Source organism: Allokutzneria sp. A3M-2-11 16, assembly GCF_024213555.1.
Classification (GTDB): domain Bacteria; phylum Actinomycetota; class Actinomycetes; order Mycobacteriales; family Pseudonocardiaceae; genus Allokutzneria.
Genome location: NZ_JANAVO010000027.1, coordinates 1 through 18419 on the forward strand (window position 1 = coordinate 1; position 18419 = coordinate 18419).

Here is an 18419-nt window from a genome sequence, read left to right on the forward strand (position 1 = left end):
TATTGAGGCTGCGACGGTTCGCGGCGACCTGGGCAAAGCCGCTCCACCACAACGCTCTAGCTGCGGATACTGCCGAACTACCTGTTCAACCCGCAGGAGTTCGAGCCGGTGCCGACCCGCCACGACGCGGCGGACGACGCTTTCCTGTTCGAGCAGGGGCCGGCGCGCGGACTCGGCAAGATCACCTTCCACGACTGGGAACGGGTGTACACCGCCTTCGCGGGAGTGCCCAACGTCGCGCTCTTCCACGAACAGGCCAGGGGGCTCAAGCGGCTGCTCGCCACGGCGGCCCCGGACGCCGACCAGCAGCGGGACCTGGACTTCCTGCTCAACCTCGGCCACCTATTCACGCTCGTCGTCTACGGCCAGCTGGTGCTGGAGCAGGCCGAGCTGACCGGCTGCCACCCGGACGTGCTCGACCAGATCTTCGACGTGCTGGTCCGGGACTTCTCCGAGTACGCGGTCGGCCTGCACGGCAAGGCGTCGGCCACCGGGGCGCAGCAGGCATGGGCGCTGGAGCACGTCCGCAGGCCGGTCCCCGACGCCGAGCGCTTCGGGCGGATCTGGGCGCACGTCGCGGCCCTTTCGGGCAGTTACGAAATGCGCGCCTAACTGTTGCGCACAAACGATGCGTCGTGATTCGCCGGGCGTGCCAGAATCGGCTCCATGATCGATCCTGCGTCCGTGGTGGACCGCCAGCTGGCCGCGTACAACGCGCACGACCTGGAGGCCTTCCTGGCGACCTACGCCGAGGACGTCCACATCGCGCTGCACGAGGGACGCAGCGTTCAGGGGCGCGAGGAGATGCGTGACATCTACGCCGAGCAGTTCGCCCAGCGGCTCTGCCGCGCCGAGGTGGTCGGCCGGTTGATCGAGCGCGGGTGGGTGGTGGACCACGAGGTGGCGCACGGACTCGGTGACGAGCCGCAACGCGTGCTGGTGGCCTACCGCGTGCGCGACGGCCTCATCGACCGCGTGCGCTTCCTGACCTAACGTGCCCACCGCGGTAGGTGCGTCTTGAAGACGCTCGAACTCCACGTGGTGTTTGCGTGGGCGGGGGTTGGGTTGGCATGATCTGCGGCATGACCGCATGGAAGGGCGACATCACCCGCGTTTGGTGAGGCCCCGTCGTACGCCACGCTCGAAGCTGTCGTTTTCTGCGAGAATGCGCGCCTGGGCCTCGTACGCTCGCGCGCTCCCGGATGAGGACTACCGTCGGCTGCACGCCGAGCTCCGCTCCGGGGACCCCGCCGACCGCCGGTTGGCGCTGCACATCGCCGTTGTCCGGCGCGACATTCCCGCCGTCGTCACCGCACTGTCCGATGTGGACACTCGTAGCCGGGCCCTCGCCGCGACGATCCGGTTGCCCGTGCCGGACGACGCGTTCGTCGACTTCCTCACCGACGCGCCGAGGTCGGACCGCCGCGCGCTCTACGGAGCACTCCGGAAGTCCCGGAGGACAGAGCTGGCCGACCGGCTCGTTCCCCTTGTCCGCCAACGCTATGGCAGCGCCGACGTCGCCGACCTGCTGCCCGCGTGCACCGAACCCGTGGTGCGGGAGTGGCTGCCCAGGGTCCCGGTGCCCCGTTCGTTGCTGGTGAGGCTCGCCCGGATCGCGCCGAAAGCGGTGGTAGAACACATCGCGGGTGAGTTCGGACGCTTGGATCGGCAAGCCGCCTGGAGTTGGACGCGGCGCAACCGCGACCTGCTCTGCCTGCTCGCTCAACGAGAACCCGACGCCATCGCCGTGATGCTGAACGGGAACACGTTCGGGCCTTGTGGACACGCCGTGCTCCAGGCGCAGCTGAGCAGGCCGGAACTCCTGTTGCGCGACAACGACCCTTGGCACGTCGCAGCCAGTGATCCTGTTCGGTTGTCGAGCGCGGCACGTGAAGCGCTCGCGGCGCTCTCGCTCGACAGGATGGCGCGCTTGATGGGCAAGGTGCAGTCGGAGCCGGTGCGAGTGGCGCTGATATCCGTTGTCCCGCAGGAGAACCGCCGCGCTCTCCTGGAAAAGATGCGCCCAGACCGATTGTCGGGTGCGGTCCTGGCGACGCTTCCTGGACCCGAACGCGTCGAGTTCGCCGAGCACGTCATCGCCGTGCGGCGCTCCACCTACGGCTGGTGGCGGTTGGGTGTGCTCGCCGCGATGCCCTACGACCACGCCGCCGGGCGACTGCGCGCGGCGACCGGCAGCCATCGCTACCAGGAGCGCACCTTCGCTTGGAAGGCGCTCTTCGAATGCGTGGTCAGGGAAGGAAATCCGGCACTGCTCGCCGAGGTGTTCAGCGGTGCGCGGCGCGCGTGGCACGATCAGGACGCGGTGCGAGCCGCAGCGCTGGGGCCTGTGGCATCGGCAAGAGCGCGACTGCTGCGGGAGATCCCGGTGGACGCCTTCGTCGACCTGGTGGCCGCGGTGACGGATGCCAGGGACACCAGGGACTCGACGCTGACGTTGGTGTGCACCATCCTGGACAAGGCGCTCTCGGCCAGCGGAACGGACACGTCCAGGGCGATGGCCCTGCTCGACCTGCTCGCGCGGGTGCAGGCCGATGCGGTGGCGTCCGGTGACGTGATCCCGTCGATCTCGCTGGAACCGGACGTGCGCGACCGGCTGTGGCGGGGCATCGCGGAGCGAGTGCGGCACGACGTGGACCGCGGCCGGTACGCGGGCGCCTTGCGCGTCGCCGTGCTGATCGGCCGCGGTGTGCCGGAACTCGACGACCTGATCGGCGAGATCGCTTGCACAGCAAAGGAAGAAGCAGCTGCGGCGTGGTGGATCGGGGACCGGTCGACCAGGGACGAGCGCGTGCGGCGGCTCGTGGAACACGACCCGGAGCTTGGCGCCGCGCCTGCGGTCTGGGAGGTGATTTCCGCGCTCAGCACCGATCTGCTCGATCCGGTCATCGCCAGTGGGGCTCCGCTGCCGGGGGTGTCGGCGAGCAGGCTCGGCCGCTGGACCACAGCGCAGGTCGAGGCGTATCGCGCGCGGGCCTCCGTTGTGGCGCAGGATCGCCACGCCGGGCCTCGTGAGCGCGCTGCCGCAGCCTCGATGCTCGCGGATGAAGATGTCATTCTGTCCCTTGTGGACAGTGCGCCGCCTCCCGTCGCAGCCGCTGCGCTGGCAGCGTTCGGGGTGACCGGTGATCCGCAGCGGGTCGTGCCGGTCGCGCTGGACAAGGCGAGCGTTCCGGGGGCCGTTGGCAGGGGAGCGGTGCGCGCACTGCGGACCGTGCTCGACCGGCTTCCCGACAGCGCCGCCGCCGATGCCGTTGCCCCGGTGTTGACCGCCGGAAGCGTCGGTGCGGCCAAGGAAGCGGCGCGGGTGCTCGTGCTGACCCGTCCGACCGGCGCGGTGGACGCGCTCGTCGAAGCCTGGGCGTATCCCGGTCTACATCACGACGTCCGCGCGGCCGTCGCCCGAGCACTCGTGGCTTTCCTTGATGACGCAAGGACTCCGCCGATCCTGGTAGAGGCCGTCCGTGGTGAGCACGCGGTCCGCGACGCCGTCTGCGGTCTCAAACCCGGCGACGTGCCTGCCGTGGACCGCGTGCCGCTGGCCCACGTGATCGCGGCGGGGCTAGCGGCCAACGCCGAGATCCTCAGCGCCTACGAAAAGTGGTGCCAGTACGCGCCGGAGCATCTTGACCGCGTCTGCGAACTGATCGAACCGCGCGAGCACGCAGACGTTCGGCAAGCGGCAGTGCGGGTTCTCCGCACGGCCGAGCTGGACGCGAGACGACTGTCCACAGTGGTCGATCGCTTGGTCGCGGGGATCACCGATGACTCCCGCGCGGTCGTCCACGACGTGCTGCGCCAGCTCTGCCACACCCGGATCGATGCCGACTCCGGTGTGCTGAGGGTGCTCGTGGACGCCTGCGTGGCGGCGGGGATGCACGCGTCCGCGGTGCGGCCGCTGGCGCAGCTGGCCTATCGCACGCCGGACCTCGCGATCTGGGACGAGCTGATCGGCCTGATCGACGAGCGGCCGTTCCGCATGCTGGACAGGCGAGAGCTGCGGTTCATCCACGTTGAGGTGAACGAGAACACTCTGATGGCCGTGCTCGACCACCTGGCGACGCTGCCCGGATCGATGCCGGGGTGGTTCGCGCTCGACCTGCTGACGAGGGTGGGACGGGAGACCGGGTGGGCCGACCCGTGGCCGCACCGCCTGGCGCGATGGCGGGAACACCCCGATCCGGACGTCCGGGAGGCGGCGTGGTCGATCGATCCCGCGCGGCCCGCGGGGCTGCGTCCCTAGGCATATTCGGCCGCCACGCGCGGTGACGATCGCCGGTCGCTCGTTCGGGAAAGACATCGCTCAGCTGGCCGATGCCCCCGCGTTGGGCCGAATGCGAGGGTCGAACGCGTCAGGCAGCCGAACCCGACGAGAGTAGGCGCGCACCATGCAGCAGTCCTTCACGCTGCCCGAGTTCTATGTCCCGTACCCGGCCAGGATCAACCCGCACCTGGAGCGGACGCGGCGGCACAGCGCGGAGTGGGCGGAACGGATGGGCATGCTCGACTCGAGGACGCCGGACGGTGGTCTGGTGTGGACGGCCGAGCGGCTCGCCAGGATGGACTACGGCCTGATGTGCGCCTACACCCACCCGGACTGCGACGGCGACGTCCTCGACGTGATCACCGACTGGTACGTGTGGGTGTTCTTCTTCGACGACCACTTCCTGGAGGAGTTCAAGTACTCGCGGGACATCAAGGGCGGCCAGGCTTACCTGGACCGCTTGGAGAAGTTCATGACGATGGACGGCGAGGTCGCTCCCGAGGTGACGAACCCGGCCGAGGCCGGGCTGAAGGACCTGTGGGAGCGCACCGTCCCGTCGATGACGTCTGACTGGCGCAGGCGGTTCATCACCAGCACGCACAACCTGATGGTCGAGTCCATCTGGGAGCTCAAGAACATCGAGCTGGGCCGGATCGCCAACCCCATCGAGTACATCCAGATGCGGCGCCGGGTCGGCGGCGCGCCGTGGTCGGCGAACCTGGTCGAGTACGCGGTCGGCGCCGAGGTGCCGGACAAGGTCGCGTTCACGCGTCCACTGGAGGTCCTGCGGGACACCTTCTCCGACGCCGTGCACCTGCGCAACGACCTGTTCTCCTACCAGCGCGAGGTCGAGGAGGAGGGCGAGAACTCCAACGCGGTGCTGGTGTTCGAGCGCTTCCTCGGCAACTCCACGCAGGAGGCGGCCGAGCTGACCAATGACCTGCTGACCTCGCGGCTGCGGCAGTTCGAGAACACCGCGCTGGTCGAGGTGCCCGCGCTGGCGGCCCAGAAAGGCTTGCTGCCACAGGAACAGCTCGCGATCGCCGCCTACGTCAAGGGTTTGCAGGACTGGCAGTCCGGCGGGCACGAGTGGCACGCCCGCTCCAGCCGCTACATGAACCAGGAGATGGACGTCGACGCGCCGCCGAACCCGCTGCTCGCGGGGCCGGTCGGACTGGGGACCTCGGCCGCGCGGCTGGAGTTCCGGCCCGGTCTGCGCAAGGCGGTCCGGGAGCACACCTACACGCCGGAGCGCCCGGTCGGCCACCTGCCGCTGCCGGAGATGTACCTGCCGTACCCCGTCCGGACCAGCCCGCACATCGACGCTGCGCGCGAGCACGCCGTCGCATGGCACCGGGAGATGGGTTTCTACGAGGTCGTCCCCGGAGTGGAGGCGGGCTCGATCTGGGACGAGGCGCGGGGTCGGGGCAACGACCTGGCGCACTGCGCCGCGATGATCCACGCGGACTCGGACTTCGAGGAGCTGTGCCTGTCCACGGACTGGCTGTCCTGGGGCACCTACGGCGACGACTACTTCCCGTTCGTCTTCGGCATCGCCAGGGACAAGGCCAAGGCGCGGGTGTGCGCCGAGCGGCTGAAGCAGTTCATGCCGCTGGACGGCACGGCGCCGGAGCCGACGAGCCCGATCGAGCGCGGGCTCGACGACCTGTGGAAGCGCACCGCCGGACCGCTGACCCCGGGCGGGCGCGCGGAGTTCCGCAAGGCCGTCGACGACATGATCGACAGCTGGGTCTGGGAGGTGGACAACCAGGCGCAGAACCGGATTCCCGACCCGATCGACTACGTGGAGATGCGGCGCAGGACCTTCGGCTCGGACATGACCATGCGGCTGGGCCGGGTGAAGGCGCTAGACCTGGTGCCGCAGGCGCTCTACCAGACGCGGACGCTGCACGAGCTGTTCACCGCGGCGATGGACTACGCCATGTTCACCAACGACCTGTTCTCCTACCAGAAGGAGGTGGAGTTCGAGGGCGAGGTGCACAACATGGTCGTCGTCGTGGAGAACTTCCTCGGCACCGACCGGCTCACCGCGCGGGACATCGTCGCGAACCTGATGAACGCGCGCATGCGGCAGTTCGAGCACATCCTGGCCAACGACCTCGCCGACCTCTACGACGAGTTCGACCTCGACGAGAAGACCCGCGCGGCGGTGACCGGGCAGGTCGAGGCGATGAAGGAGTGGATGTCCGGGATCATGGAATGGCACGTGAAGTGCGTCCGCTACCAGGACGCCGAACTCCGCCGGATGTACGGCGTCGAGGAAGTCAAGAAGGTGTTCTCTTTCCTGCCAACGGGTTTGGGCACATCGGCGGCGCGGCTGTCACGCGCTCGGTAGCTCCACGCCGAGGTCCTCGCTGACCGACCGCAGCGCGGTGATCGTCGGGTGGCCCTCGGCGAGCAGCGCGGCGTCGGAGTCCGGCTCCGGCCGCGCGTCGTCGATTGTGACCGCGACGACTTCCAGGCTGTCGTCGTCGAGCTGCTCCACCCGGCTCTGCACGGTGCCGAAACGAGCGAGCCGGGCGTGCCGCAACGGACGCAGCCGGTCCGCGGACACGTCCGGCACGTTCACGTTGAGCACGGTCCCGGCGGGGGAGTCGCGCAGCAGCCCGATCGCCTGCTCGACGATCCCCGCGGCGGCTTCCCAGTCAGGGTTCGCCGAACCCGCGAGCCCGACGTCCAGGGACACCGCCAAGCCGCGCAGGTCGTTGATGGACGCGGTGAGGGTCGCGCCGACGGTGCCGGAGTGCAGCACGGCGCGACCGACGTTGGCGCCGCGGTTGATCCCGGAGAGCACCAGGTCCGGCGTGCTGCCGAACGCGCCCTGGGCCGCGACGAAGGTGATCAGCCCGGGATGGCCGGCCACCGCGAAGGCGGGCACACCGGGCAGGCCCGGGAGCTCCTTGCGCGCCACGGCGATCCGGCGGTCGTCCTTGGCCGCGGTCAGCCCGGCGCTGGTGCCGCTGGACTCCTCGGCCGGGGCGGCCACCACCACGGAGAGTCCACTGTGGACGGCCATCCGGGCGAGCGCCGTCAGGCCGGGGGAGTCGATGCCGTCGTCGTTGGTGATCAGCGCGATCATGACCAGCTTTCCGGTAGGGGGCGCAGTTCCACGCGCTCGGCCAGGGTGCGGATGGCCTCGCCGCCGCCGGTGCCCAGGCCGCGCCGGGTGATGTTGAGCGCCCCGGCCGCCGCGCCGATCCGCAGCGCCTCCGGTATCGGCTCGTCCTTGGCCAGGCAGGCCGCGACGCCCGCGGTCATCGAGTCACCACCACCCCGGGTGTCCACCGGGCTCAGGTCCGGGACGTGCAGCGTGTACAGCTCGTCCTCGACCAGGGCCAGCGCGGGCTCGGCGGCCCGGGAGACCACCACCGTGCCCGGCCCGCACTTCGCGATCTCCCTGATCGCCGCCACCAGGTCGGGGAGTTCCCCACTGGCCGCGCGGCCGTCCTCGATCAGCTCCTCGTGGCTGACCTTCACGAAGTCCGGGCCACCGTCGAGCACCTCGGCCAGGCGTTCCCCGGCCAGGTCGACCAGCACGCGGCAGCCGTTGGCGGTCAGGTCCTCGGTGAGCCTGCGGTAGAGCGAGTGCGGCAGGACCCGGTCGTTGCTCGGCCCGCTGAGCAGGGCGATCCCGGCGTCCAGGGCGTGCGTGAGGGTCAGCTCGTAGAGGTCGTCGAGATCGTGCCGGGACAGCTCGCCCGCGGGCATCTCCACCAGCTCGTCCCGGCTGCCGTCGCGGCGGTCGTGCACGTAGGCGCCGTTGCGCGCGTCCACGTCGAGCAGCTGCGTCTCGATCAGGGGATCGCTGAGCAGGTGCTTCACCACGTGCCCGGTCTCGCCGCCGACCGTCCCGCACAGCACCACCCCGGCGCCGAGCGAAGTGATCATCCGGGCCTGCCAGACGCCCTGGCCGCCCGGGTGCACGTGGATGTCGGGCTCCCCGTTGAGGTCCTCCACGGTCACCGTGAGCTGCGGGGAAGGCGCGAAGACGACGACGCGTCCGTTCTGTCCGGTCACGTTGGGAACATTCCCCGCCGGGCCTCAATCCATGCCCGACACCCGCAGTGTGATGTTGAGCCGCCCGCCGCCGCGCAGGCCGATCTCCGGCCCTGTTCCGGGAAACGTCCTGGTGACACCGTGGTAGGCCAGCCGCGACGGCCCGCCGAAGACGAACAGGTCGCCGGAGTGCAGCTCGACGTCGGTCCACGGGCGCCCGCGGTTCTCGGTGTTGCCGAAGCGGAAGACGCAGGTGTCGCCGAGGCTCAGGGAGACGACCGGCTCCGCGCTGCGCTCGTCGGCGTCGCGGTGCATGCCCATCCGCGCCTCGGCGTCGTAGTAGTTGACCAAGGCGATGTCCGGGCGGTAGTCCGCGCCCGCCGCTCGTCGCCCCAACTCGCCGAGCCAGTCCGGGAACGGCTTCACCGGCGAGCCGTCCTCGGTGAAGCGCGAGTACTGGTACGGCGTCCAGTGCCACCCCAGGCACACCGAGCGCACCGACATCACCGAACCGTTGGGCATCCGCGTCGCCCGCAACCCGGCAGGCGCGCGGGACCACTCGCGGCACGCCTCGACCAGCCGCCGCTGTTCGTCGGGGCCGAGCCAGTCCGGCACGTGCACCGCGCCCGGCGCGATCTCGGCGCGCTCACGGGGAAACAGGCTCATAGGGCCATAATGGCGGCTATGCCGAAGATCGAGTTGAGCGAGGGCGGTCACGCCTTCTGGACGGAACGCCACCTCTGCACGCTGAGCACGATCCGGAAGGACGGCACCCCGCACGTGGTCCCCGTCGGCGTGACCCTCGACGCTTCAGCCGGGATCGCGCGCGTGATCACCTTCTCCCACTCGCAGAAGGTCAGGCACGTCCGCGCGGCGGGCTCCGACGGCGCCACCGTCGCGGTCTGCCAGGTCGACGGCGGGCGCTGGTCGACCCTGGAGGGCCGCGCCGTCGTGCGCGAGGACGCCGAGTCCGTCGCCGACGCCGAGGCCCGCTACGCCGCGCGCTACCGCACTCCCAAACCCAACCCCGCTCGCGTAGTCATCGAGATCGCCATCACCCGCGTGCTCGGAAACGTCTAGCTCGCGGTGGTAGGGGCGTCTTCAAGTACCCCCAACCCCGCCGAAAACGGTCGCTAACCGCCCCCAACCCCCGCGAGGTTGGGTGTCGTTTGAGACCTCTGGGACCGGGGTTCGGGGTACTTGAAGACGCCCTAACCCGGGTTGGGGGGATTCGTGGTGGAGAGGGCTTCGGCTAGCAGGTCGGCGGAGATGTTCGCGCCGCATGAGACGACGGCTACTCGTTGTCCAGTCAGCTCGTCCCGTTTGGCTAGGGCTGCGGCGAACGCTACGGCGGCGGCGCCCTCGACGAGGTGGTGCTCGGTGTCGATGACCATGCGCAGCGCCGAGGCGATGGCGGTCTCGTCGACGAGCACCCAGTCGTCGACCAGCGAGCGGCACAACTCGACCGTGATCGAGCCCGGCTCGATGTTGCCCGCGGTGCCCTCGGACAACGTCGGCTCGGCGTCGACCCACACGACCTCGCCCGCCCGGACGCACGCGACCATGCCCGCGTCGTTCGCCGGTGACGCGCCGATGATCCGGACGTCCGGCCAGTGCTGCTTGAGGACCGACGCGACGCCGCCGACCAATCCGCCGCCACCGACGGCGACCACGACCGCGTCGAGCTTTCCGGTCTGTTCCAGCATTTCCACCGCCACCGTGCCCTGCCCCGCGATCACCTCCGGGTCGTTGTACGGCGGGATGTAGACCATGTCGTGTTCGGCGGCGTACTCCCGCGCGAGCTGTTCCAGCACGCCGACGTCGGTGCCGTCGCGGCGGACTCGCGCACCGAGGCGTTCGATGGCCGCGACCTTGACCGGGGAGGCGTTCTCCGGCACGAACACGACACCCTGCCCGCCGAGCGCGGCGAGCGCGTTGGCCACGCCGAGGCCGTGATTGCCCGAGGACGCAGTGACAACGCCGCGCCGCCGCTGCTCTGGGGTGAAGGTCAGGGCCTTCGCGAGCGCTCCGCGGGCTTTGAAGGAGCCGGTGTGCTGAAGGTGTTCGCACTTGACCAGCAGTTCGGCGCCGACCTGTGCGCCCAACGCGGAGAACGGGAGCAGCGGCGTGACATTGAGGTGTTTGCGCAGCTTCGGCGCGACGAGCTGCGAGCGTTGCGCGATACCCCGCGCCATCTCCGTCATGGCCCCGACCCTAGGCGTAGAGGTGCGCGCGCACGATGCCCTTTTGCCTCACCAGAACGTCCGGCCAGGCCGTGTCCCGCAAGCGCCCCCCAACGATCGTGCCACCCCCCCGAACCATCCCCAGCGCAGCCCAAATCCCCGTTTCGTACTCAAAACGGGTTTTTGGAGCGCTCTTTTTCCCGTTATGAGTACGAAACGGGGTTCTCTAGACGGCGCCCGCCGTGGATGGGGTGTGCGGGCGGCTGTGGGGCATGGGACAGAGTTTACTTGGTGGGCGGAGTGCTGGGGGACTTGGAGCGCGGAGTCATGTCAGAGTCCCCAGGGGCTCTGCGCCCACATGCCGAGCGCGCTCAGTCCGGCTAGGGAGAGCACCCCGGCGACGGCGCACCCAGAGTTCTTGGTGGCCCAGTTCTCCCGGTCGACGAGCAACCGCTGCCGCAGTTCGTCCTGCTTGTCCCGCACCAGGAAGCGGATCGCCTGCTCCGAGGACTGGCCCTCCGGGATCGCGAAGGCGATCCATGCCGCGACCGGCGGGCAGACCACCATCAGCTCGTCGCCCGCCCACGCGGCCTGCCGGAGCACGTCCGCGGCGATGGTCTCCGTGGGCCCGCCCAACCCGGCGTCGAGGTGCTTCTGCAGATCCGCCCGCACCTGCTCCTGGGTGTCGAAGTCCCGACCGGCGAGGGCGAAGGCCCCGTTCATGCCGTCGTGGAGCGTGACGCAGGCCCAGCTCCACCGCACCGCCATAGCGCACCCGCCTCCTTGGGAAGATCCACCCTAGGCGATCGAGCGCGTAGGAATCGCCGATCTCGGGTAAGCCCGGGAAATGCCGGAGAAGAACATGCCGTCCGATGTCTCGGGAAGCTGTCGGTCTTCGACAAGTTCGCCACGCACGCCAGCAACTTCGTCTCCCGCGCGTGGTTCTTCGTGATGTGCGTGCTGCTCGTGGTGATCTGGGCGCCGTCGTACTTCCTGCTGGACAGCGCCGACACCTGGCAGTTGATCATCAACACGATGACGACGATCGTCACGTTCCTGTTGGTGGCACTGCTGCAGAACACGCAGAAGCGCGCCGACGACGCCGTGCAGCACAAGCTCAACGCACTCGCGGACGGCCTCTCCGACATCATGGGGCACCTGTCGAAGGACAACCCGGACCTGCGCCACGACCGCGAGGAGCTGCGCGAGGCGGTCGGGCTGGAGGACCGCGAGAGCACCAGGTGACGTGAGCTGAATCGTTGACGAAGCCCCGAACCGTTGCTACAACTGTATGAGAGCGCTCTCACATCGGGCCCCGCCGCTGCTCGACGACCACGCTCAAAGGAGAGCTGTCCATGGGCCATCGCAGCGGGTTCAGACTCGGCTTGATCGCAACCGCCTTACTGCTCTTGGCGACGCCCGCACTGCCCGCGGTCGCGGAGCCGGTCGGCGCGGGCAGCTACACCACGGCGTTGCCCGCGGGCGCGGCGCTGCCGACCGCGTGCTCCGACCTGGCCACCAACCCCCGGCGCCACCTCACCGCGAACGCGCCCGCCGGGCCGGTTCCGACGAACGACTGGTGGTCGTCGCTGGTCTACAAGCGCACCGAATGCGCCTTCTCCGACAACCTCATGGCGCACCCGCTGTCCTTCGACACCGTGGCGGGCGGCCTCGGCGTCGACTACGCGACCACGCCGACGATCACCGGAACGGCCACGGGGGTCGGCGAGTACCACTACCAGTACGGCGCGGACTTCACGCTCGGCGTGACCGGGCTGAACGCGTCGGAGGCGAAGGTCGACGGCTGGACGGACTGGACCGTCAGCCCGTTCTGGTCGGACGGAGCCCGCACGCTGCGCGCCACGATCGGCCACGGTTCTCCTTTCGTCTACGCCAAGGTCACCGGAGGCGATGCGCGGCTGAGCTTCTCCGCAGCGCCCAACGTGTGGCTGAACAGTGGGCCGCGCATCGGTTTCTCGGTCGACGGTCATGACTACGTCGCCTACGCGCCCAGCGGTGCCACGTGGAATTCGAGCGGCACCGCGATCACATCGAGCTTGGCGGGCAAGGGATTCTTCTCGGTCGCGGTGCTGCCCAACAACTCCGACCGCGTCGCGCTGGCCAACGCCTACGGCACCTACGCGCACGCGCACATCACGGGCACGCGCGTGTCGTGGAACTACGACCAAGCCGCGAGCTCGGTGCGCGCGACCTACGCGTTCACCACTCAAGCGCTTGAGGGTTCCACGACCGGAACCGTGGTTTCCCTTTACCCGCACCAATGGCAGCACCTCAGCGGCGGCGGGACTCCGATCGCCAACACCTACACATCCCCGCGCGGGCCGATGAAGACGCTCGTCGGCACGTCGTCGTTCACCACCACCATGCGCTACAACGGCGTGCTGCCGGAACTGCCGTCGGTGGCCATGACGGGCGCGGATCTCAACACCCTCAACGGTTTCCTCGACCAGGCAGCTCAGGGCGATCCGCTGGCCGGATTCAACAACGACACCTACTGGACGGGCAAGGCAGTCGGACGCGCCGCGCGGCTCGCGGAGATCGCTGACCAGGTCAACCGGACCGATGTCCGCGACAAGATGCTCAACGCGATCCGAGCGCGCCTGACCGACTGGTTCACCGCATCACCCGGCAAGTCGGAGCGCGTCTTCTACTACGACCGCAACTGGGGAACGCTCATCGGCTACCCCGCTTCCTACGGCTCGGACACCGACCTCAACGATCACCACTTCCACTACGGCTACTACATCGCCGCAGCCGCCACGCTCGCGAAGTTCGACCGCAACTGGGCCTCGGGTGGGCAATACGGCGGCATGGTCGACCTGCTGATCCGCGACGCCAACAACTACGACCGCAACGACACGAGATTCCCGTTCCTGCGCGACTTCGACATCTTCGCCGGACACGACTGGGCGGCCGGGCACGGGGCCTTCTTCGCGGGCAACAACCAGGAGTCGTCGTCGGAGGGCATGAACTTCGCCAACGCGCTGATCCAGTGGGGCCAGGTCACCGGCAACAACGCGATCCGCGACGCGGGCATGTACATCTACACGACCCAGGCGAGCGCGATCCAGAACTACTGGTTCGACCCGCAGGACCAGGCTTTCCCGGCGGCGTTCCAGCATTCCACCGTCGGCATGGTGTGGGGTGACGGCGGCGCGTACTCCACCTGGTTCACCGCGGAGCCGGAGAAGATCCACGGCATCAACATGCTGCCGATCACGGGCGGTTCGCTCTACCTCGGCCACAACCCCGGCTACATCGACCGGAACGTGGCGGAGATCGTCCGCAACAGCGGCAGCCAGCCGAAGGTGTGGCAGGACGTCATCTGGTCCTTCCAGGCGTTGTCCAAACCGGACGATGCGCTGAACGCCTTCCGTAGCACCAACTACACCCCCGAAGAGGGCGAGAGCCGCGCGCACACCTTCCACTGGCTGCGCAACCTCAGCGCCCTCGGGCAGGTTGACACCAGCGTCACCGCGAACCACCCGCTGCACGCCGTGTTCACGAAGGGCGGCAACAGGACCTACGTCGCCAGCAACACCGGAACCTCGCCGATCACTGTGACCTTCTCCAACGGCGCCACGCTGAACGTGCCCGCGGGCAAGACCGCGACGACCGGTGGAGGAACGGTGACCCCGCCGCCGGCGTCCGCCACGCTGCACGTGACGAGCCCGAACACGTTGTCCGCCAACAGTGGTTCCGGTGCTCGCGACGATGCGGTCACGGGCGCTGGCGGACGGAACTTCGACGGCGTGCCGACCAACGCGCGGGCCTACACCGCGTGCGGGATCACCGGTAGCGTCGACCCGGCGAAGCAGACCCAGTTCTCCCTGAACGTGGACTCCGGGACCGGAGTCGGCAACGGCGTGCAGGCGCGGATCTCATACGACCCCAACGGTTCTGGGAACTACCCGCGAACGGAGACCTACCGCTACTTCGCGACCGATCCGGTGACCGGATGGGAGAACTACACGCAGGCGGCCGGACTCCAATCGCAGTCGGGAACGGTGACGAACCTCGCCAACGGATGCGTGAAGCTGGAGATCTGGAGCGCGATCGGCAGCGGGACCACCTCGCTGCGCGCCAGTGCAACCGAAGCGGAAGGACGACAGTCCACTGTGGTCATTCCCTTCACGACCCGCTGATCAGGTCCGTGCACCGCTGAGCGGCCGCGAGCGCATCGGTACTTCCCTTGTGCGCGAACGTGTCCATGGCGGTGTCGGCGAACTTGATCGCGTGTGAGTCACCGGTCGCGACGGCCCGCTCAAGTACCTCGTCAACCGCCAGATCCGCGCCTGCGCCAGCGGGTTCCGGATGAGAAGGGGCGTAGATCGAGGTGACGGCGGCCGTCGCGATCCACGCCGCGCACAGGCTGTGAACCCACAGCTTCTCCGGCAGCGCGGGGAGCGTGCGCAGGATCGCGTTCGGCGCGGTCGCCCCGTGCACGGACATGATCGCCGCCCCGTGCCCGTGCGTCCGGTAGCGCAGCACGGCGACGTCGACGAGATCGGCGAGCATGTCGTACGCCTGCGCCGAATTCTCCGGACAGTGCAGCGCGGCCAACGACTCCGGCCACCCGGCGAGGTGCGCCAGCCGGGCGAGGCGCACCTGGATGCCGCCGGTCCGGTTGGGCAGCACGGGAACGCCGAGGATCGCCTCGTCCGGTGGCAGCGAGCCCTCCGGGCAGCTCGCCCCGGGCACCGATTCCCAGCGCGCCGCCCAATATCCGAGCCCGTGCGCGAGCTCGTCCAGCCGCGGCGCGGTCTGCTCACCCTCCAGCAGGACGCGCACGGCGTGACCGACCCGGATCACCCCGTGCGTCGCGCCCGCGGCTACCCCGGGGAGCAGGCGTGGCCACCACGTCCCGAGCACGTCCCGCCACGGGCGCTCGGCCAGCTCCACGCGGAAGTGCGCGATCCAGTCGCCGATCCGGCGCTCGTCGCCCATCGCCTCCAGCCATTCGGAACCGATTCGGTGCGCGGCGCCCGGCAGCTCGTCGAGCTGTTCGCTGTACGCGTCGACCCACCGGTGCACGAGGTCCGGGCGCCCGGCGCGGACCATCGCCTCCACGGTCATCGGGGCGTGGTTGGACAACCAGCCGTCGAACTCGGGGCCGGTGCGGTGCAGGCGCTGGTACGCCTCGTCGAGCACGCCGGTGCGGTCGGGCATCAACTGACTCCATTCACCTCGGGCAGGGGGCGGTGGTCAGTGTCGAACCTCCAGTTAACTGGAGGTCAAGGGGTTGGCTACGGCAGCGTCACGACTGCGTCGCGAACTGCCAGCCAAATTCGCGCATACCGAGCGGACCAGCGAAAACGGACGTAGCGTAGCCACTTTCCCCGCCCAGGAAGGGCGCGCGGCGGGATGGACGTGAGGTGGCGTGGTGGAGTACTTCGTGGTCACCGTGGACGGCGCTCAGCAGATCGCCGAGAGCGGTGAGTTGGTGCGGGAATGGCACGGGCACCAGCTCTACGAGCTGCTGGTCTACGCGGGGTACCCGCTGACCCGCAGCGATTCCGAGCTGGACGGTATCGAGGTCGGCGGCTGCGCGGACTGGTTCGACCTCGCGGTGGACGCGTCCACCGGCGACGTGGTGGCGCACACCCACGGCGCCGATCCGCGGTCGCACCCGATGGGTGAGGCCGGGCGGGTCCTGGTGGAGTGGTACCTGCGCGAGGTCGACACCTGCTGAGGCAAACTCGGTTGCGACCGTCGTAGACTCGACTCAGAGAGACACCGGTGGAACAGGCGCCCGCCGGCGTTGGGGCTCGATGAGTCCCGGAAGCTGAGTCGCGCCTCTACATCCGATTGGCCTCACACGTGTTTCTCTCTGCTTATGCTCGATCCCGCAAGCGGATCTTCGTCCCGACGGCCCTCGTTGCCGCGCTCCTGACTCCCACCACTTCCGCGCCCCAGTGCTCGCCACAGGTCACCGAGGACGGCGTCGCCACCTGGTTCTGCCGACCCGCGCGGATCACCCCGCGGACGCCCGTCCAGCTCCTCGTCCACGGCGCGACCTACGACCACCATTACTGGGACGCGTACTCGCGCGAAGCCGTGCGGCGCGGCTACGCGACCCTCGCGGTCGACCGGCTCGGCTTCGGCCGCAGTGATCACCCGGACCCCACCGAGCTCACCCTCGCCGCGCAGGGCCGTGTGCTGCACGAGCTGGCGATGGGGCTGCGGCGGAAGGGATTCCGCACGATCGTCCTCAATGGACACTCACTGGGCGCTTTGGCGAGCCGCCACGCCGCGGTCCACGGCGGCATCGACGCGCTCATCCTCAGCGGAGTCGCGAAGCCTGGAGTCGCGAAGCCGACCGCCAGGACCGCGCGGGACTTCCCGTTCTGGCCTGCCGAACAGGACCCGAAGTTCGCGAACCGGAGCTGGCCGCCCGGCTACATGACCACCAAGCCGGGTGCCCGAGCCGGATTGTTCCTGCACGAAGGGGACTACGACCCCGCGGTGGCCGCCGCCGACGAGGCGAACAAGGACACCGTGCCCTCCGCCGAGCTGGCCGAGGCGGACGGTTCCACCACGCCGCCGCCCCCGCCCGGGATGCCGGTCCTCACCGTGCTCGGCCGCTTCGACGCGCTGTACTGCCCGACGACGGGCGACTGCCGGACCGACCCCGCGGGCACGGGCGCGCACATCGTCGAGCGCAGCGGCCACTGCATCAACCTCGGCCACGGTGCGCCGGACTTCTACCGGCTGACCTTTTCCTGGCTGTCCAAGGAGATCGCGGTCTTCGCGCGCTCCAGTGACTCCTCCGACGCGGGCTGACCGGGGTTCTCCGTCGCCAACGCCTGGTTGAGCCGGGCGAACGGGCGCATCCGCGCCTCGTAGGCGGTGAACCCCTCGGTGTGCTGGCCGTTGGCGCGCTCCAGCTCCTCGGCCAGCACATACGCCCCGACCAGCGCGAGGCTGGTGCCCTGCCCGGACAGCGGCGACGCGCAGTACCCCGCGTCGCCGACGAGGGTGACGCGACCGGCCGACCACGTGTCCATGTGGACCTGTGCCATGGCGTCGAAGTAGAAGTCCTCCGCCGCCCACATGGCTTCCACGAGCTTCGGCGTCTCCCAGGCCAGCCCGTCCAGCTTCGCCGCGAGCATCCGTCGGTGCGCGTCGTTGTCGCGTCGGTCGTGGGGGAGCGAGTCGGCTTCGAAGCCGAGCGTCACCCGTAGTTCCTTGTTGTCCCGCACGGGGTAGACCGCGTAACCCGCGTCGCCCTCGCGCAACCACACCTGCCAGTTGTCGAGGCCGAGGAAGTTCTCCGCGCTGTAGACCGCGAGGTAGGTGCCGAGGTGGCGGACGAACTGGCTCTCCGGGCCGAAAGCGAGCGCGCGCACCCCGGAGTGCAGGCCGTCCGCGCCGACCACCATGTCGAACTCGCGCGGCGGCCCGTGCTCAAAGGTCACCTCGGTCCCGTTCAACGCGGTGATCGTGTCGCCGAAGATGTACTCGACGTCGTCACGGGTCGCCTCGTAGATCATCGAGGTCAGGTCCTCGCGCAGCAGCTCGATGTCGTCGCTGTCGAAACGGCCGCTGCTCAGCGCCATCTCGGTGGAGCGCATGATCTCGTTGCCCTGACCGTCGAGCATCTGCATGCCGCGCATGGTCGTCCGCAGCTCCCGCGCCCGCTCCAGCAGGCCCATCCGGTCCAGCACGTCCAGCGCCACGCCCCGCACGTCGATCGCCTGCCCGCCCGGCCGCGGCGCCGGTGCGCGCTCAACGACCGTCACCTCGAAACCCCGGCGGCGCAGCCAGTACGCCAGCGCCGGACCCGCCACACTCGCCCCGCAGATCAGCACGTTCTTTGTCATGGCGGTAGCGTACGACGTAAATACAGCGCCACAGAGCCAAAAACGAGCTAATCTGTGCTAGCTCAGCAAGGTTCTGTACTAGGACAGGAGAGC

At 69.3% G+C, this 18419-nt stretch carries 15 protein-coding genes and 1 pseudogene; 9 read left to right on the forward strand and 7 right to left on the reverse strand.

Going from position 1 to position 18419, the window contains the following annotated elements; all coding sequences use genetic code 11:
- Positions 1 to 63: 63 nt before the first annotated feature.
- From NLX83_RS39210 to NLX83_RS39225, 4 genes and pseudogenes are all read left to right on the forward strand, one after another.
- A pseudogene (locus NLX83_RS39210) lies at positions 64 to 612 on the forward strand (acyl-CoA dehydrogenase); the annotation flags it as partial.
- A gap of 54 nt (positions 613 to 666) precedes the next feature.
- The gene (locus NLX83_RS39215) at positions 667 to 993 is read left to right on the forward strand and encodes a nuclear transport factor 2 family protein (protein WP_254240367.1); all 327 of its coding nucleotides are present in this window, start codon (positions 667 to 669) and stop codon (positions 991 to 993) included.
- 172 nt (positions 994 to 1165) lie between these two features.
- Positions 1166 to 4261, forward strand: coding sequence for a hypothetical protein (locus NLX83_RS39220; RefSeq protein WP_254240368.1), 3096 nt, complete (start codon positions 1166 to 1168; stop codon positions 4259 to 4261).
- Positions 4262 to 4406: 145 nt separating this feature from the next.
- A complete protein-coding gene (locus tag NLX83_RS39225; RefSeq protein ID WP_254240369.1) occupies positions 4407 to 6638 on the forward strand; it encodes a terpene synthase family protein in 2232 nt (743 codons plus the stop codon).
- Here NLX83_RS39225 and surE read toward each other — a convergent pair.
- The 3 genes from surE to NLX83_RS39240 are packed head-to-tail and all read right to left on the reverse strand — an operon-like array spanning position 6624 to position 8965.
- A complete protein-coding gene (gene surE, locus NLX83_RS39230) occupies positions 6624 to 7382 on the reverse strand; it encodes a 5'/3'-nucleotidase SurE (RefSeq protein WP_254240370.1) in 759 nt (252 codons plus the stop codon). The genes NLX83_RS39225 and surE overlap by 15 nt on opposite strands.
- Positions 7379 to 8320 carry a 1-phosphofructokinase family hexose kinase gene (locus NLX83_RS39235; RefSeq protein WP_254240371.1) on the reverse strand — a complete coding sequence of 314 codons (942 nt, stop codon included), beginning with the start codon at positions 8318 to 8320 and terminating at the stop codon, positions 7379 to 7381. The genes surE and NLX83_RS39235 overlap by 4 nt, the downstream gene beginning before the upstream one ends.
- Positions 8321 to 8344: 24 nt before the next feature.
- Positions 8345 to 8965, reverse strand: a complete 621-nt coding sequence (locus NLX83_RS39240) for an alpha-ketoglutarate-dependent dioxygenase AlkB family protein (protein WP_254240372.1) — start codon at positions 8963 to 8965, stop codon at positions 8345 to 8347.
- 18 nt (positions 8966 to 8983) lie between these two features.
- Between NLX83_RS39240 and NLX83_RS39245 the strand changes: the two genes are divergently transcribed.
- Positions 8984 to 9379, forward strand: a complete 396-nt coding sequence (locus NLX83_RS39245; RefSeq protein ID WP_374118867.1) for a PPOX class F420-dependent oxidoreductase — start codon at positions 8984 to 8986, stop codon at positions 9377 to 9379.
- A 131-nt stretch (positions 9380 to 9510) separates the two neighbouring features.
- On the opposite strand, the gene NLX83_RS39250 is transcribed toward NLX83_RS39245, so the two are convergent.
- Together NLX83_RS39250 and NLX83_RS39255 are read right to left on the reverse strand one after the other, a co-directional pair.
- Positions 9511 to 10503, reverse strand: a complete 993-nt coding sequence (locus NLX83_RS39250) for a threonine/serine dehydratase (RefSeq protein WP_254240374.1) — start codon at positions 10501 to 10503, stop codon at positions 9511 to 9513.
- A gap of 309 nt (positions 10504 to 10812) precedes the next feature.
- Positions 10813 to 11250 (reverse strand): hypothetical protein, encoded by a 438-nt coding sequence (locus tag NLX83_RS39255; RefSeq protein WP_254240375.1) that lies wholly within the window; start codon positions 11248 to 11250, stop codon positions 10813 to 10815.
- Here NLX83_RS39255 and NLX83_RS42440 point away from each other — a divergent pair.
- Complete coding sequence (locus tag NLX83_RS42440; RefSeq protein WP_308209491.1) at positions 11212 to 11727, forward strand: low affinity iron permease family protein; 516 nt, start codon at positions 11212 to 11214, stop codon at positions 11725 to 11727. The two genes, NLX83_RS39255 and NLX83_RS42440, sit on opposite strands and share 39 nt — an antisense overlap.
- A 164-nt stretch (positions 11728 to 11891) precedes the next feature.
- Complete coding sequence (locus tag NLX83_RS39265) at positions 11892 to 14648, forward strand: glycosyl hydrolase (protein WP_254240377.1); 2757 nt, start codon at positions 11892 to 11894, stop codon at positions 14646 to 14648.
- Here the strand turns inward: NLX83_RS39265 and NLX83_RS39270 are convergent.
- Entirely contained in the window at positions 14635 to 15672 is a 1038-nt protein-coding gene (locus NLX83_RS39270) for a hypothetical protein (protein ID WP_254240378.1), read from the reverse strand. The two genes, NLX83_RS39265 and NLX83_RS39270, sit on opposite strands and share 14 nt — an antisense overlap.
- A gap of 214 nt (positions 15673 to 15886) precedes the next feature.
- On the opposite strand from NLX83_RS39270, the gene NLX83_RS39275 reads away from it, so the two are divergent.
- Positions 15887 to 16195 carry a hypothetical protein gene (locus tag NLX83_RS39275; protein WP_254240379.1) on the forward strand — a complete coding sequence of 103 codons (309 nt, stop codon included), beginning with the start codon at positions 15887 to 15889 and terminating at the stop codon, positions 16193 to 16195.
- A 128-nt stretch (positions 16196 to 16323) separates the two neighbouring features.
- Positions 16324 to 17286, forward strand: coding sequence for an alpha/beta hydrolase (locus NLX83_RS39280; RefSeq protein WP_254240380.1), 963 nt, complete (start codon positions 16324 to 16326; stop codon positions 17284 to 17286).
- On the opposite strand, the gene NLX83_RS39285 is transcribed toward NLX83_RS39280, so the two are convergent.
- Positions 17208 to 18326, reverse strand: a complete 1119-nt coding sequence (locus tag NLX83_RS39285) for an FAD-dependent monooxygenase (protein ID WP_254240381.1) — start codon at positions 18324 to 18326, stop codon at positions 17208 to 17210. The two genes, NLX83_RS39280 and NLX83_RS39285, sit on opposite strands and share 79 nt — an antisense overlap.
- Positions 18327 to 18419: the final 93 nt, after the last annotated feature.